Genomic DNA, 16,048 nt, shown 5'->3' on the forward strand with positions numbered 1-16,048 from the left:
GCATTTGATATAACACTCCAAAGGCTTAAATTCCCGTTTAACGTACGGTACATATTAGCAGTAACTTTTAGGTGTTAACTTGCTAATTGTATAACATTTTCTCCATAAGCTTTTAAATTTAATGCAGCCTGATAATCTCTATCTATTACATTCCCACATTCTGGACAGATATAAACTCTATCTGATAATTTCAGATTCTTATTTATACAGCCACATACTGAACATAATTTACTCGATGGAAAGTATCTATCAGCTTCAATAAATTTAATGTTATTCCAAGATGATTTATATTCAATCTGTCTTTGAAATTCATTTAGGCATTGTTCTTGAATTGCTTTGGATAAATGTTTATTCTTCATCATTCCTTTTACATTCAAATCTTCCATACAAATAAAACTTGGTTTTCGTTCTATTATTTCGGTAGTTGTTTGATGTATATAGTTATGACGAATATCCGCTAAACGATGGTTGATTTTTAAAAGTTCTTTTTCACTTTTTATAATGTTGCTTGTTTTACAGTAACTATCTCCCTTCTTATTTTTTAGATATTTTCTTGATATCTTACGCTGCAACCTGCGTTGTTTCTTTTTTGATTTCTTTACTTTACTCGTTTTGTTGATATTCTTATATGGATCTTTTATATCAGAACATATTGCCAAATCTTTAATACCTAAATCAATTCCAATTCCTTCATCAGATGGAAGAGTAGTTGAATCTTTTACTTCTATTCCTACACTAATCCACCAATTTATGCCATCATAGCTTATTCTTGGATTGATGTACTTACCATCTGTAGGTATTCTATCTTTTTCTGCAAGTCTAATCCAATTAAGTTTTTGCTTATTCCTTTTCTTGCTTTCTGAAAACCCTTCCATTTTAACATGAGTTCCAGTGAATTTGATTTTATCGGTATCTTGATAAAACGTTGGAATAGAATATTTTTTACTCTTAAATTTGGGATGACCATTCATATTATATAATGTTGGCTTCTTATTTTTTCTTGCTAATTTTACCAGGGTTTCATTGGTATATTTAATCCCTGTACGCTTTTGAGCAGCAAAGAAATCACTATATGCATCACAACAATCCTTAATCGCTTGTTTTGTTACATTATTACTTACATTGTACAGCCAATTATAGTCTGGTTGTTGCTTTAATTTTGTGAATTCTTTTCTAAGATTACTATCAGAAATAAATTTCCCGCCGTCTTTAAAGTTATTCATTTGCATATCTAATGCCCAATTATAAGCAAATCTGGCCGTATTAGCACACTGAAATAATTTTGTTTTCTGTTTGTTATTTGGGAGCAACATTACTTTGATTCCTTTCATCATCTTCATCACCCCATTCTATTAATTCTTTTACAAGTTTTCTTGCTTTATTAGCACGTTTCCCTTGCAATTTACAACTGAATACAGTTATTATTTGAACCAAATCTTCAACCAGTTCTTGTTGCTCTGACTTTTCAGTATTGTCAATTATTTCAATTTCACAATTATAAAGACTTGCAATGTATTCAACCAGTTCATTCCCAAACCGTAATAATCTGTCTTTATATAACACAACAACTTTATCTACTTGATTTTGAGATATGAGCTTAATCAGTTCCTTCAACCCCTTTTTCTTATAATTAATTCCACTTCCGATATCCGAAATTATTTCAAAGGGCTTACCTTGCGCATTTAAATATATTTGCATGTTTTCAATCTGTCGTTGCAAGTCATCTTTTTGCTTATTGCTTGAAACTCGACAATAGCCGATTATCTTTCTATCTAATTTTGGCTTAACATTCATAACCTGGTTCAGTTGTTCATGTGAATAATATCTGTATCCGTTGCTAGAAGTATGATGAGGATTAAGTTTGTTGCTTTTATCCCAGTTTCTAAGTGTTTGAGGTGATACTCCAAGTATATTTGAAAACTCATTGATAGAATAATATTTCATACAATCTAACTCCTTTTGTCTTGATAATATCATTGTATCACATAAGTTGTAAAAGCCAACACTTATTTATAACATTTTATAAGTTTTATTTAACTGTTTCTCACCTCCTTATATTTTAATCGCTTTATCCGCAGTCATATTTTGCCCGGAGTATATTTTTTTTGAGGTCCACGGCTCATCCTCATCTGTCCAGAAGGGCTCCTCCGGATGAAGACCTAAAACCAGAAATACCGCCGTACACAAATACAAACTGCCTGTATTGATATACCTCTCTGCCAAATCCGGCTGACAGCCGCAGACACCGGCTCTCAGCCAGCCGTTTTCATCAAATATGGCCGGACCTTCCATGATCCTTTTTATCACCGCCGTCATTGCACAGCGAACCTGGGCAGGGGAAAGTTCCTCCGGAAGCCTGTGGTATAGGGCCATCTGTGATAAAGTCTGAAATGCTCCAAACCGGTAGCAGATGGAGCGCCCTACTATTGGGTATGCCCCTTCCGGAGAAATCATTCGTTCCAGAATTGCCGCATACCTTTTAGAGCGCTGCCAGACCACAGGCTGCATCTCTTGTTCCATATTTTTAAAACAATTCATGATATCCAATAGCATCGGCTGTATGACAAAACTGTTATAATAATCAAAATGAAATGCTTCCCCGTCTCCGTAAAGTCCATCCCCTTTATACCAGCTAAGCATCTGGCGGACATATTTACGGATCCGTTCCTCATCATAATCTCCGCCCAGAAGATACAGGCCCGTTTCCACCATGGCGCTGAATAAAACCCAGTTATTATTTAACGGCTCGATCTTTCTGGAAATCATCAGGCATTGGATCAGTTGTTCCTTGGTTTTTTCCTCCATATTGCGGACCAGGCTTTTGGGCGCTCTTACCAGTGCATTGCATAAAAATGCTGCATCCACCAGCGGCTGTTTCTCATCCTCTCCTCCGCCAAATATCATATAATCCCTGGCTTCCGGATCGGTTGCATTTGCCAGTGCCTTATGAAAAAGTTTCCGACAGGACTCCTGCAGCATTCTTTCTTCGCCGGTAATATCCTCCAGTTCCAGCCATGGGCTGATCCCATATGCAGTACGTGCAAATGCCTCAAGCAATGCATTCTTATGGCACTTTGGATTCGTATTTGGCAAACACTCCTTTAAACTGTCATTTGCCAGATTTTTAAGTACCGGCAGGGAAATTTTAAGCATTGCATCCAGCCAGTATGATCTTGCCTCCGTCTTCATCGGCATAACTTCAGTTCCTTTCCTTTACCAGATAAATAAATCTTTATCGGCTAATTTAAGCACTGCCTCTATAAAATAATAATCTGCATAAATCATGGGGAAATTGTGTCTCGTATCGTGATAAGCTGCGGAGCAGTTCTCCAGAAGATTATCAATATCAGGACTCCAGCTGCAGCGCTTTTCGTCTAATGTCTTTAAAAGACGAATGGCTGCATTCAGATAAACATGCTTCTCTGCTTCTTTTACATATTTAGAAAGCTCGATCATTCCGCAGGCCGCACAGGCCGCCGCAGTGGAATCTTCCCACGTACATTCCTCCGGCTGCCCAAAATCCACCGTAATCAGACCGCTTTCCGGGATGTTCGCTATAAAATAGTTTGCAATGATCTTGGCAGTATTCAAATAGGATTCCTTTTGCGTATGCATATAGCTTAACACAAATCCATAAATCCCCCATGACTGGCCTCTCGTCCAGGAAGACCCATCTTCGTATCCCTGTCCTCCATGTGATCTTATCATTTCTCCGGTTTCCGGATGAAACTCCACAATATGATTGACCGAACCATCCGGCCTTACAAAATATCTCTGGGCCATATCCGCATGGTTCATCGCAATTTGCCGAAAACGGGGATCCTCTGTTTCCTTGTAAGCCCAATATAATAATGGTAAATTCATCATACAATCAATGATCGCCCAGCCAAGATGTTTTTCCCCTCCCCATTCGTTCCAGGCGCGGAGGAAATGTCCGGCGGGATTGTAGCGTCCCGCCAAAAGCTCTGCCGCCAAAAGCCCTCTGTCCCGTGATTCCCGGCTTCCCGTCATACGGTAATCGGCCACTGCTGTGGGAAGCCATTTAAAACCATTATCGTGATCTAACTTTGCCGGCATCCGGAAATTTTTATCCATCTTCCGTTCTGTTTCCACTGCGATATCTTTATACAGTTCATTCCCGGTAAGATGATACATCTGCCACATGATTCCGGCCCAGAAGCCATTGGTCCACCAGTAGATCTTCTCATCGGTATAATCATTAAAAACACCGTTTTCTGCTGTATAGGGTATTTTATTGCGATTTCGCTCTGTTACAGAAATCATTTTTAATTTTAACTTTTCGAAAATTTCCTCCACCCATAATTGTTCGCTCATTGGAATTTTCATAAATACTCCTGTTTTCCCCGGATTTCCCTGAATTTAATTGAAAGAATGGGGCAGCAAACCGACTGCCCCATGAAAACAATTATGACTGCTCTGCATTTTTTTCCAGTTCTGCTTCTTCACGTAAAAACTGATTATCCAGCATTTTAATGAACGGGACCCAGATAATAAATCCTAATGCAAAGGTAGCAATGGTTATAACGATAGCCCATGGATTAAAGTTTGTCGAGATAAGCTGTTTCAAAATCGGCGGTGTGGTCCACGGAACATCATAAAGCGGTATGGCACCGGTAAATTTCATTAATAAATATGCAAATCCTGCCTGAAGCGGCTCACTGATTATCCAGGGAATAAAAATGGTTGGATTCATGACCGCGGGCAGACCGAAAACAAACGGTTCATGGATATTAAATAACGCCGGCAGAAAGATCGTTTTACTGATTGCCTTGGATCGCTTTGATTTCCCAAAGATACACAAAGCTATGATTTCTGACAATTTACAGTGATTTGTATAAACACGGAATGCCGCTGTCATTAAAAACGGCAGAGCCAGGCCGGCATTATATGCCTCTAAGTTCATTGCCATTGCCACCAGCGCTGCAGGCTGCCAGATTGGTGTGATAATTAAGTTGGTTCCATGAAGACCGAAGAACCAGAGAATCTGTGCAATAAAAAGCAGGAACATAAAAACCCAGATATTATTTGATAAATTTAAAAATGGTGTTGTTATAAAGGTATTAATGCACCCAGCCAGCGTCTCATAAGGAGTTGCTTTAAATAACAAACGGATACCCATAAAAACCATAACCGTAACACCCATGGGAATTATGGCAATAAAAGGTTTTACAACGTTAGGAGGCACGGAAGCCGGCATTTTGATCGTGATATTTCTGTGTTCAAACCACGCATAAATTGAGATCGATACAATTGCAACAATGAGTGCCGGGAAAATTCCGGTTGCACCGATAACTCCCGTATCTATAACATTGGAGACCACCGTCGCAACTTTTTGTTCTCCCACCGCAACTTCTGTCGCTTTTTCAAAAGGAGTCACGATTAAAAAGCTTGCTACTGCTGTCATGATTCCGTATAGCTTGTCTATTTTTCTCCCCTTACTGTAATAATAGGCTGTACCAACCAGTGCATATAAAGCAATAATTCCCAGAGTTGCCGCATTAATGGGTGCAAAAAATGTCTGGAACACCTTATGAAGCGGCGGACAAATTTTATCCAGATATGGGAAACTACTTAAAATTAAGGCAATTGATGCTATCATCGTAGCAGGCAGGGTGGACATCATTCCATCCTTGATCCCTGAAATTACGATATTCCGGTTTATTACATCTGCTGCAGGCATTAAATACTTGTCTAAAAATGCCTCCAGTTTTTCCATCAGTTTATTCATAACAATACTCCCCTCTTATTCTCACCCTACTTTTGTGCAGCCATGTCTTCTGCAAGCTTTAATGCCTCTTCTCCATCCATTCTCCCGTACATAACAGGAGGAATAACACCTATAGCCACATGTTTCGGCTCGCAAAGCGCTTTGGCTCTGTTAAGCGCATACCTTGCCTGAGGTCCTAAAAGTGCAACATCCACTCCATCCAGGCACTTTTCCATATCTGCCTCCGAATGTGCTGCGATATCAACTTCAATTCCTTTCTTTGCAGCTGCTTCTTTCATCCTGGTAACCAATAAACTGGTTGACATTCCTGCCATACAAAATAATCGGATCGTTAACATGTCTATTTCCCCTCTCTTTTATAAATTTCTATGATTTCCTTTGCCAGATCTCTTACGGTCATGGCGTTCATCAAATGATCCTGGGCATGTACCATGAGAAGTGTCACGGAAACATGCTCCCCCCGTACCTCAGCCTGGATCAGTTCGGTTTGCTTGTTGTGTGCACTTGACAATTGCTCATTGCATTCCTTTAAGAGCACATCTGCCATTTCAAAGTCACCGTTTTTGGCTGCATCAATTGCTTCCATGGCTTTGCTTCTGGCATCTCCTCCATTAACCACAAGTTCCATAATCATTTGTTCTAATTCATTCATGTTCCACCTCGTTGTTTTTTAAAGAATTGTTTCCTGTATCCGTATTGTATCTGATTATCCTTACTATCTCCATAGAGTTTGTTACCGCATCGGTTACGGTAATTGCCATACCTTATTCCGTTTCCAGCAAAACCTGCAGCAATGTCTCATACTCCTTGCTTTTTAAAATGCGGTTCACTCCCTTTGAGGACAATAATACCTTTGATGTGATCTCATAAAACTTCTGTGTGGTACTCTGGGTGGAATTGGCTATGGCAACCAATACCACCAGCTGGACATCCTTCTTGGACCAGCGGATAGGCCTGTCCAAAATTCCTACACTTATGATATTTCTATTTAACATTACCCTGGATGGATGAGGGATTGCCACCAGATTTCCGTAATCCGTACTCCCCAGCGCTTCTCTCTCCAGGACCGATTCATAAAATTCTTCCGGAATGGGATATATCTGATTGATCCTCCCGCACATTTCCTTTAAAACCTGCTCTCTGGTCTCTGCTTTTATATGAGGAAAGAAAAATTCCCGCTTATAAAACTCCAAAAGGAAGCTGCGGTCACCGCTTTCCAACCGTTTTCTCACGGACAAAATATCGCTGTATTCCAGGAAATCGTGAATTTCCACAATGGGGACCGGCACATGCTTTGAAATGGGTACGGTTGTAAAAATATAATCAATATTTTTCAAGTCAAAGGTGTCTAATTCATAGATATTGCAAATATAAATCTCATTCAGATGCGCTCCGAACTCTTTCTTGAATTGATACAGGAGCATCTGGGAACTGGCCTTGCCGCTGGTACATACCAGAAGGATGTTCTTTTTTTCTATCATCTGCTCCTTTTCGTCCAGCGCAAGAGCAAACAATACTGCCAGAAATCCTATTTCTTCATCCGGAACTTCTTTTCCATAATATTCTTTTAATGCGATACAGCCCTGAGTCGCCATGGAATAGGCCAGCAGATATTTCTGCTGAATATTTTTCAGCAAAGGATTTTCTAATAAAATTCCATATTTCATACGGATATCCATGGGCATCATATGTTGATTTAACAGCATGCGCAGATTGAAGTTGTCCCTTAATTCGATGTGGAATGTCTCGTATACCATTTTCAGCATGGACATAACCAGTTTATCTATCTTTTCCGATATGATGAAATTATTTTCTTTTTCATCTGTTCCGAGCATTCGTTTGCTTGCCAGAAAAATTCCCAAATATAGAATCTCTTCCTTTGTTATATCAAAATCATTGCTTTCAGCTATCCATTCCATCAAGTCAATCGCAAGCTGCTGTTCTGCCATGTCCTTGTCTCTGGGAGGAATATGACTCTCCCTGATATATTTTCCTGTTTCCATCCGGCGGATCGAAATATTGATATAGGACAAAATACTTTCAAAAGCATCCTCGGAAAAACGGATCTTTTTTTCCTTTATCTTCTCTAATAAATACTTTGCGGTCTCCTGCTTCTGACTTACCTGCTTTTCTTCACTATAGGAATACCTTCGCTCTATGCGGTTCGAATATTCCATAATGCAGCGGCGTATATCGAATTCATGTCCCCTGATCCGGATTCCATACCCGGGTTTCCGTACAATTTCAATGTTAAATTCTTTCAGCCGTGATTCCACCCGCTTCATTTCCGTTGACAGGGTTTTTTGAGAAACATATAAAAAATCACTGATATCCTCATACTTGATAAATTCATCCCTGTTTAAAAGCATTGCCAGAAGATAATCCTCCCGATCCGCCGGATTGTCCGGTATCGAAGATTTATATTGATTTTCCATCTCCGTTTTCCACCGGGAAAATGCATCCATATCCGTTATCCGGAGGGAATACCCCTGTCCCTGCTTTGAGATCAGCATCGCACCATGACTTTCCATTTCGGACTTTAGTTCTTTTAATCTTACACGGATCGTCTTTTCACTCAGACCGCACAGCTGGGCTAACTGTTTTGAAGTCTGAAAAAAATTTTCATTTAAACTCTGCAAAATAAAAACCCTGTTATCTTTCATATTTATACACCATCCTGCTGCAATTATCTTAGCATATTCTATGGAAATACCTCAACTCGGGCTTTTACCGTTATTCATTACGGTAAAAGTTTCAGGCTGCCATTGATTTTTCTTTTTTAAAATGTCCCCTTCCTGTTAGATATATTTAATGAAATCTAAAAATCAGCAGATAAAAAGCACCTTTTCTATATATTTCATAAAAGGTGCCAACGAAAAATGGCCGTAATTTGGGCCATGAATTGATATCATTTTTTGATGTTACAGAATGAAAAGGCCGGCCTGTCTAAAGGGCCGGCCTGCTTTTATTACAAACCAGGTATATTTTGCTCCTTTCATATGCCGGAATATACCATACTGCTTTTTTTTAATTCTTTCGTACTGTATAAAACTTCATAGTTATTGATATTTGTCATTTGAGAAATCTGTTTAATGAGCTTATCACATAACTCAAAGCTTACAGAATGGATCATAGTGTAAATATTATAATTCCAATTTTTTAAAACCTCCCGTTCGTAACAATGACTTACCTGAGGTATTGAAATCATAATATCCGAAACTTCTTTTATTCTTTCAGCAGGCACAACCCACGCCACCATGGCATTGGCCGGAAAGCCTGCTGTTCTGTGGTTTAATACCGCACCGATCCTGCGCAATGTTTTATTGTTTTTTAATTCAGTAATGTAATCCAATAATTCTTTTTCAGGGATTCCGATATCATCCGCGATTTTTTTATATGGTTCCGGCACTAAGGGAAATTCATCCTGCAATTTAAGAATAATCTGTTTTTCATGAAAAACATCCATAATCTCACGCTCCTTCTACGTTTAAGTTTACATTAATTTTAAAAGTTTTCAAAGAATTCAGAACCATTATTTCTTTGATTCCTGTTCTGGCTTTAATCTCATTTATGTGAGCGTCAAGGCTGGACTGAGAAGGCTCGATCAGGGTAAACCACATATTATATTTATGGTCTCTTAAATAATTATGGGTAACATTATCATAACTGTTTATGATCCGGGTAACCTCTTCCAATTTATTTTCAGATACTTCCATCGCACATAATGTGCCCATATAACCGAAGCTCTTTGAATCAAATATACCGCCAAATCTACGGATATATCCCTGTTCTTTTAATTCATTTATCGCATCCAGTACTTCTTTTTCTGACATTTCCAGTTTTTCAGCAATGGATAAGAAAGGTCTTGATTCGACAGGAAAATCATTTTGTATCATATTAAGCAATTTATTATAATTGTTTTTCATATTAACTGATCCTTCCCTCCTGGTTACTTAAGGAACCTTCTGCCTCCAGATATGCACAGGACTGTACATCATCCTTGGATACATTTATAAATAAATTAAATTTTCTCAGATTAAAACGGTATCGTCAGGGACACCGATCTCTTCATTGCTAAGATAGCAGGCCGGGTCAGACGCCCAAAAATCACCTGTTACTGCTTCGGCCCTGACTCTAAGATTACCATTACAAATATTTAACCAGCGGCACTTACTGCATCTTCCTTTTAATAAAGGTTTTCTGTCCCTTAAGCCGATTGCGACCGGATTGGCGGGATGTGTCCAAATCTCGCTAAACTTAGTATCCCTGACATTACCAAAATTATAATGCCAGGTAAACTGGTCGGCATGTACATTTCCTTTATAGTCAATATTGGCAATGGCAATGCCGGAACGGTTTCCACCGCCCATCTGTATCAATTCCCATATTTTATCTGCCAGGAGAGGATTTTTATTTTTGGATTGAAGATATAAATAAATATTGTCTGCGTGATTATCCACAGTCAGGATTTCAACATTTTTACCGAATTCAACCGTTTTCTCCATAATTAAATCCAATGCAGCTCTTTTTTCTTCTTTCGTAATATCCATATCGACCATTGAACTTCCTCTTCCGGAATAGGCCAGATGGTAAAAACACACTCTGGGGATTTTTTCTTCCTTTATCAGGTGAAAGATATCATTTAACTGATCATAATTATACCTGCTTATTGTAAATCGAAGTCCTGCTTTTTGTCCGATTTCCAGGCAGTTTCTTATTGCGGCTAAGGATTTGTTAAAGCTTCCGGGATATCCCCTGAAATCATCATGTCTGGAACCAATGCCATCCAGGCTGATCCCCACATAACTTACGCAAAGCTTTTTTAATTCTTCTGCCATTTTTTTATCTATTAAGGTGCCGTTTGTTGAGATCGTAATGCGCAGATTGCATTTATTTGCATAATGAATGATTTCGAAGATATCATCCCGCATGAGCGGTTCCCCTCCTGATATAAGTAAAACAGGTATATTCAGTTTAGCTAAATCATCTATCAGGGATTTTGCCTCATTTGTAGTCAATTCCTCTTCCGATTTGAAGTTTTTTGAATTGGCATAGCAGTGTTTACAGTTTAAATTACATTGATTCGTACAATTCCAGACAACTACAGGTCCGTAATCTGCGCTGGTGCCACATCTTTGTTTTGAAGCATCCGGCACGTAACGTAATTTGTCACCAAAATTTTCAGAACCGCATAATAGCTTGGTTATTCCCACCATATTGACTCCTTTTTCGTATTTCGATAAAACAAGGTATTTTATTTATACTTAAATTTATATATAGTATGGGTCGATTATATGAAGTAATTTTTGATTTGTACGGCAGAGACCGCCTATAGGAGGCAACAGACCAGTTGTGATTCAATCGATGGAGGGCGTTCCTGCGTCACTGTTTTACAGAAATACTACAATCGCAGTAGTGGCTACAACGGAGCTTCTGACAAAAGCGGAGGCCAACCGGGTGGCACAGCTCGCCGACGACGGTATGGCCCGGGCCATATCTCCCAATCATAAACAATGGGATGGTGATACAATCTTCTGTCTTTCCCTGGGACCGCATACCAGCAGCATGTCGAGAGATGCAGTTGTTACGCAGGTAGGAACAGCCGCTGCATTGGTACTCCAAAACGCTATAATACGAGGAGCACCGGTAGCTAATGTTTCCTGAAACAATGCATTGACAATCCCAAAAAACCTGATGTTGGCGAATTTTTACGGAGAAGAACATTTTGGGACGTCCCTACACAGAGGAAGAATGAGTGGAATTAAAAAAATCAAAGAAATTGCTTCGTTCGGTTTCTGCTCCATCCCCGTCGGAAAAATTATTTATTATTTGCAAACGGTCATCACAGTCTGTCCGGCTTTTACAGATCCTGGCTCTTCCACCTGAAACCCGCTGAACTCCTCCCGGTTGGTAACCAGCATGGGAATTACCGTATCGTATCCTTTTTCCTGGATTTTTTCTCTATCAAAGCTGATCAGCAGATCACCTGCTTTTACTTTCTGCCCCACTTTTACATTTGCACGAAAATACTCCCCTTTTAATTCCACAGTATCAAGTCCGATATGAAGCAGAACTTCCTGTCCCATTGCAGTCGTCAGGGCGATTGCATGTAAGGTATCAAACAGCATGGTAACGGTTCCGTCAACCGGCGCATACACTTCCCCTTCCGCAGGTATGATCGCGACTCCTTTTCCCAATATTTCTTCAGCAAATGTCGGATCATTCACATCTTTAATCGATATCAGTTCTCCTTCTGCATAAGCTGCTAAAACTTCCTTCGCAGGAATCTCCTGCGGCTTTTTTATAAATTTATCAAATAGTCCCATATCTGTCTCTCCATTCTGGTTCATTTAAATCGGCTATAACATCAAATGTATGTCATAGCCGATATCGTTAATTATTTAACCAATCCAATACGTATGAATTCCTCTTCCGGTGCTTCTGTTTTTTCCATTTCTTTTTTCAATTTGGCGCACATTTCCTGCATGATATCCTTATTATCCAGCGGACTTTCCTGCAGGGGATCGGATTCCAAATCAAATAATAGATCACCGAATTGCATTGGATTCACATAAGTTTTATCCGGATACTTTATACAGGGAATTCCATTTGTAAAACGATTTCCCTCTATCAAGGTCCCTTGTTCCAATATATCTTTTTCAAAAAATTCTCTCATGTTTGTCGGCATTAGCGTGTAGCTTACAAGTGGCTGATTTTCTCTTTCCGGAGATTTCATCAGCATATATTTTCCATCATAAATGTTGACATGACCCCCGTGAATGCCAAAAAGAATGTTTTCATGAATGTTTTCATCATTTTCAATAACAGGCTTCAGCGGCGTTCCATCCATTTGATAATCTTCTATATTTACATGAAAATACTCCAATAGAGTTGGGGCAATATCGATTGTCTGCGCTAACGCATTCCTTCTGCCGGTACAATGTGCAGCCCTTGGATCATGTATATAGAAAGGAATATGAACAATTTCATCATACGGAGGCATGTAGTTTTTACCCATAAAGCCTCTCTCTCCCAGTAAAAAACCATGATCTGTATTTATAATAAGCATCGTGTCAGCCCACATGTTATTCTCATCCATGAAATCCAGAATACGGCCCAGGTGATGATCGCACATGGTAATAAGCGATGCGTATTCTTTTTTCAGCTCATCTAACCGATCACTGGTCACGGTGCTATCCACCGGGCTATATGGCGGCCAGTTAAATGCATCATCCGATGCACCGCAGTGATACATTTCACGATACTTATCCGGTACATAAAAAGGTTCATGGGGATCAAAACACTCAATCTGTAAAAACCAGTTATCCTCTGCCTTGTAATGATCGAGGAATTCAAGCCCTGCATGGATCGTCTTTACACTCGGCATCTCCTCTTCACAGGTGATCCTGTTCCGGTTTGCATAGTGCTGTAATGCTGAAATCCCATTTTTGTTCAATGGATTTTTATTAAATGATGGTTTTGAACAAATCTGAGGCACCCACCGGTCACCTTCCTGCCCCCGGAAGCCTTCCCATGTATCATACCTGTTGTGATAGGTTGCACCGCCATCTTCAAAATAATGGGAATGATCCGTAACCAGATGGGTATAAATTCCCGCCTGCCTCAATTCTGCAATAACAGAACAGTCAAACGGTTCTAAAGGTCCCCAGCCCCGATGCAGAAAATTGTATCTGCCGGTGTGCAGTTCACGCCTGGCAGGCATACACGGCATGCTTCCGGCATAGAAATTATCAAAAACGGCACATTTTTCCTCCAATCTTTTGAAATTTGGCGTGATTGTCCAATCTGACCCATAGGTGGATAAAAATCTTCTGCTAAGGGTATCGAACAATACCATAATTGCTCTCATATTTCAGTAACCTCTTGCTTTCTATATATTATAACTCCCCAAAATATAATCTCTGATCATTATTGGTAATGCTTTGCTCTCCCCACAACCAATGTCAATAGAAATGCTGCTGCCGCACCGATAAAATAACTGATGATATATTGCAGATATTTACCGTCAGCAGCCAGTGGTATGGCCGACATGCCTGCCATGCCCATGGAACTGAATGACACATCAAAAAGCCTGATAAAGAAACCTCCCACACCTGCTCCGATCGAGCCTGTGATAAAGCCGAATCCTGAGGGAAGGCATACCCCATAAATAACCGGTTCTCCTACGCAAAGGAAACTTGTTGGTATTGCACCTTTGCAGGCATCTTTCACAGCCTTCTGTTTTGTCATTAAATAGATTGCACAGGAAGCTCCCACCATTCCGGCATTACTCATAACCTGAACTGCAAGCAGCGGTGCCCTGCCAAGGCTGTTGATCATTTCCATATGGACTGCCGTCAGCCCCTGATGCAGACCGGTTGAAATTAACAGTGGTGCCAATGCAGATAATACAAACCCTCCGAATGGTCCAGTGGTATTAAGCAGCCACATAAGTCCATTTACAATGGCTGTTGACAGCACACCACATACCGGCATAAATATTTTAACCATAAGTACTGTTATAATAAGCATTGTCAATACCGGCGTTATAACTACATCCACTGCATTCGGCACTATCTTTTTTACTGCCTTCTGAATATATGACATTACAAAAACGCCAAGAATTACACCGATCAGACCACCCTGACCAGCTGTTGAGCCCAGGGTGGTAAGGGTACCCTGCAGGGTGATGCAGCCCAATACCGCACCTAACACAGGTTCAACCTTAAACTGTTTTGCTGCATTATATCCTACATAAATTGCAAGGAAGCTGAATACTGCTGCATAAATTACCCCAATAATATTACTCAGATCTAATAAATGATAATTTTGCAGCCACACCTGCGCCGCGGTTAAATCACCAATTGCTTGTATACCGGCACCGGCTGCTTTCGAGACAGCATAATTTTTCAATACATTATTTAACCCCTGCAATACACCGCCTGCAATCATCGCCGGTAATATAGGTACAAAAATATCTGAAAAAATTCTAAAAATATTAATTTTTTTCTTTTTTACTGCAGTTGTTCCTGAATCTGTACCGGCTATTTCCGGGTCTTCGGGAACATTTAATTTGTCCTGAATGATTCCTGCAATTTTATTACAGGCCCCCGGACCTACTACGATCTGGACCGCATCATTAACGATCACCGATAAAACGCCTTCGATTTTTTTCATTTCGTCAATCTGAACCGCGTCCATATTCTTGTAGGTTACCCTTACTCTTGTTGCACAATTCGTTACTGTAAGAAAATTGTTCCCACCCCCAGAACAGGCAATAATCTGTTCTGCCATTTGTTCATAGTTTTTCTTCATATCTTCTCTCCTTATCATGTTAATATCCAAGGGACCCTTTTGGTAGCTTTAGTATACAACAAATGGTCATTTTGGTCAATATATTTTGGTCAATTGTTCGTTGGACATTTTCTACTTTTTTTGTTATTATTAACAGCAAAGGAGATTTATAAATGAATATTTTAGAAAAGATAGATAATAACACAGCAAACTTTACTGTCGGGGAACGCCTTGTAGCCGATTATGTAACCAAATATCCGGTTGATGTTGTTCGGTATTCGGCAGAGGCACTGGCTGAGCGGTGTAATACTTCCAGAAGCAATGTTGTGCGTTTGTGCAAAAAGCTGGGCTATAATGGCTTTTCAGAATTTAAATATGAAATGAACCGCTATATGAATACCCCCCATTCGCCAGCGAAAAATTCTTCTTCCACAGACTCGGAAAATTCACACTCTGCTTATCAAAAATATTTAAATTGTTTTAGTCTATTAGAAAACTTATATAATTCTACACAATTAAAACAAATTGCCGGAACTATCCTCAACGCAAATAAAATCATGATACTTGGCCAATACCATTCTTTCTTTTCAGCACAGCAATTGGAATTTCGCCTGAACAGATGCCGTATAGACGCCCATGCTCTTAATGATTTAAGTTCCATGGAAGCTTTGGGAGAGATTTTGACCCAGGAGGATGTAATCATAATTTTTTCCATCAGCGGCGGAAAAGTATATCATGATATTGTTACAGACTGCCGTAAAAGAGGTGCGAAAATCATATTAATTACCATGTCTGAAAATCCACCGATTTCCAGATATGTGGATATTAAAATAGTTCTTCCATGCATAACAAGGCTTTATAGTGAATCAATATTGGATGATGCACCTACTTTTTACTTTTTTATCGAATTGCTGATTGAAGAAATTGTTTGCCGGATACAGTCTAAGAGTACATCTAATGAAACCAAAATTCATGAATAACCTAGTCAAGCGGATATTCGCAATC

16 protein-coding genes are annotated in these 16,048 nt (G+C 39.6%); 2 read left to right on the forward strand and 14 right to left on the reverse strand.

Going from position 1 to position 16,048, the window contains the following annotated elements:
• Nucleotides 1-74 precede the first annotated feature (74 nt).
• From BQ9856_RS12640 to nirJ1, 11 genes are all read right to left on the reverse strand, one after another.
• A complete protein-coding gene (locus BQ9856_RS12640; protein ID WP_077611356.1) occupies nt 75-1,334 on the reverse strand; it encodes an RNA-guided endonuclease InsQ/TnpB family protein in 1,260 nt (419 codons plus the stop codon).
• On the reverse strand, nt 1,297-1,944 hold the full coding sequence (locus tag BQ9856_RS12645; protein WP_077611357.1) for an IS607 family transposase: 648 nt from the start codon (nt 1,942-1,944) through the stop codon (nt 1,297-1,299). Before BQ9856_RS12645 ends, BQ9856_RS12640 begins: the two co-directional genes overlap by 38 nt.
• A gap of 108 nt (nt 1,945-2,052) precedes the next feature.
• On the reverse strand, nt 2,053-3,195 hold the full coding sequence (locus BQ9856_RS12650; RefSeq protein WP_235839201.1) for a DUF2264 domain-containing protein: 1,143 nt from the start codon (nt 3,193-3,195) through the stop codon (nt 2,053-2,055).
• Nucleotides 3,196-3,213: 18 nt separating this feature from the next.
• Nucleotides 3,214-4,347, reverse strand: coding sequence for a glycoside hydrolase family 88 protein (locus BQ9856_RS12655; protein WP_235839202.1), 1,134 nt, complete (start codon nt 4,345-4,347; stop codon nt 3,214-3,216).
• Between the two features lie 79 nt (nt 4,348-4,426).
• The gene (locus tag BQ9856_RS12660; RefSeq protein WP_077611358.1) at nt 4,427-5,749 is read right to left on the reverse strand and encodes a PTS sugar transporter subunit IIC; all 1,323 of its coding nucleotides are present in this window, start codon (nt 5,747-5,749) and stop codon (nt 4,427-4,429) included.
• Between the two features lie 26 nt (nt 5,750-5,775).
• Nucleotides 5,776-6,087 (reverse strand): PTS sugar transporter subunit IIB, encoded by a 312-nt coding sequence (locus tag BQ9856_RS12665; protein ID WP_077611359.1) that lies wholly within the window; start codon nt 6,085-6,087, stop codon nt 5,776-5,778.
• A 2-nt stretch (nt 6,088-6,089) separates the two neighbouring features.
• Nucleotides 6,090-6,401 (reverse strand): PTS lactose/cellobiose transporter subunit IIA, encoded by a 312-nt coding sequence (locus tag BQ9856_RS12670; RefSeq protein ID WP_077611360.1) that lies wholly within the window; start codon nt 6,399-6,401, stop codon nt 6,090-6,092.
• Nucleotides 6,402-6,513: 112 nt separating this feature from the next.
• Nucleotides 6,514-8,412: a BglG family transcription antiterminator gene (locus tag BQ9856_RS12675; protein ID WP_077611361.1), complete on the reverse strand. Its 1,899-nt coding sequence runs from the start codon at nt 8,410-8,412 to the stop codon at nt 6,514-6,516.
• A gap of 332 nt (nt 8,413-8,744) precedes the next feature.
• Nucleotides 8,745-9,215: a siroheme decarboxylase subunit beta gene (gene ahbB, locus BQ9856_RS12680; protein ID WP_077611362.1), complete on the reverse strand. Its 471-nt coding sequence runs from the start codon at nt 9,213-9,215 to the stop codon at nt 8,745-8,747.
• A gap of 4 nt (nt 9,216-9,219) precedes the next feature.
• Nucleotides 9,220-9,675 (reverse strand): siroheme decarboxylase subunit alpha, encoded by a 456-nt coding sequence (ahbA, locus tag BQ9856_RS12685; RefSeq protein WP_077611363.1) that lies wholly within the window; start codon nt 9,673-9,675, stop codon nt 9,220-9,222.
• A gap of 105 nt (nt 9,676-9,780) precedes the next feature.
• A complete protein-coding gene (gene nirJ1, locus BQ9856_RS12690) occupies nt 9,781-10,965 on the reverse strand; it encodes a putative heme d1 biosynthesis radical SAM protein NirJ1 (RefSeq protein WP_077611364.1) in 1,185 nt (394 codons plus the stop codon).
• 136 nt (nt 10,966-11,101) lie between these two features.
• Here nirJ1 and BQ9856_RS12695 point away from each other — a divergent pair, with 136 nt between their 5' ends.
• Complete coding sequence (locus BQ9856_RS12695) at nt 11,102-11,413, forward strand: P1 family peptidase (protein WP_235839203.1); 312 nt, start codon at nt 11,102-11,104, stop codon at nt 11,411-11,413.
• A gap of 161 nt (nt 11,414-11,574) precedes the next feature.
• On the opposite strand, the gene BQ9856_RS12700 is transcribed toward BQ9856_RS12695, so the two are convergent.
• The 3 genes from BQ9856_RS12700 to BQ9856_RS12710 form a co-directional block, all read right to left on the reverse strand.
• The gene (locus BQ9856_RS12700) at nt 11,575-12,075 is read right to left on the reverse strand and encodes a PTS sugar transporter subunit IIA (protein ID WP_077611366.1); all 501 of its coding nucleotides are present in this window, start codon (nt 12,073-12,075) and stop codon (nt 11,575-11,577) included.
• A gap of 71 nt (nt 12,076-12,146) precedes the next feature.
• Nucleotides 12,147-13,619, reverse strand: a complete 1,473-nt coding sequence (locus BQ9856_RS12705; RefSeq protein WP_077611367.1) for a sulfatase — start codon at nt 13,617-13,619, stop codon at nt 12,147-12,149.
• Between the two features lie 59 nt (nt 13,620-13,678).
• Entirely contained in the window at nt 13,679-15,064 is a 1,386-nt protein-coding gene (locus BQ9856_RS12710; RefSeq protein WP_200801306.1) for a PTS transporter subunit EIIC, read from the reverse strand.
• 152 nt (nt 15,065-15,216) lie between these two features.
• On the opposite strand from BQ9856_RS12710, the gene BQ9856_RS12715 reads away from it, so the two are divergent.
• Entirely contained in the window at nt 15,217-16,023 is an 807-nt protein-coding gene (locus BQ9856_RS12715) for a MurR/RpiR family transcriptional regulator (protein WP_077611369.1), read from the forward strand.
• The last annotated feature ends 25 nt before the right edge of the window (nt 16,024-16,048 follow it).

Source organism: Clostridium sp. Marseille-P2415 (assembly GCF_900155545.1).
GTDB lineage: Bacteria > Bacillota > Clostridia > Lachnospirales > Lachnospiraceae > Lacrimispora.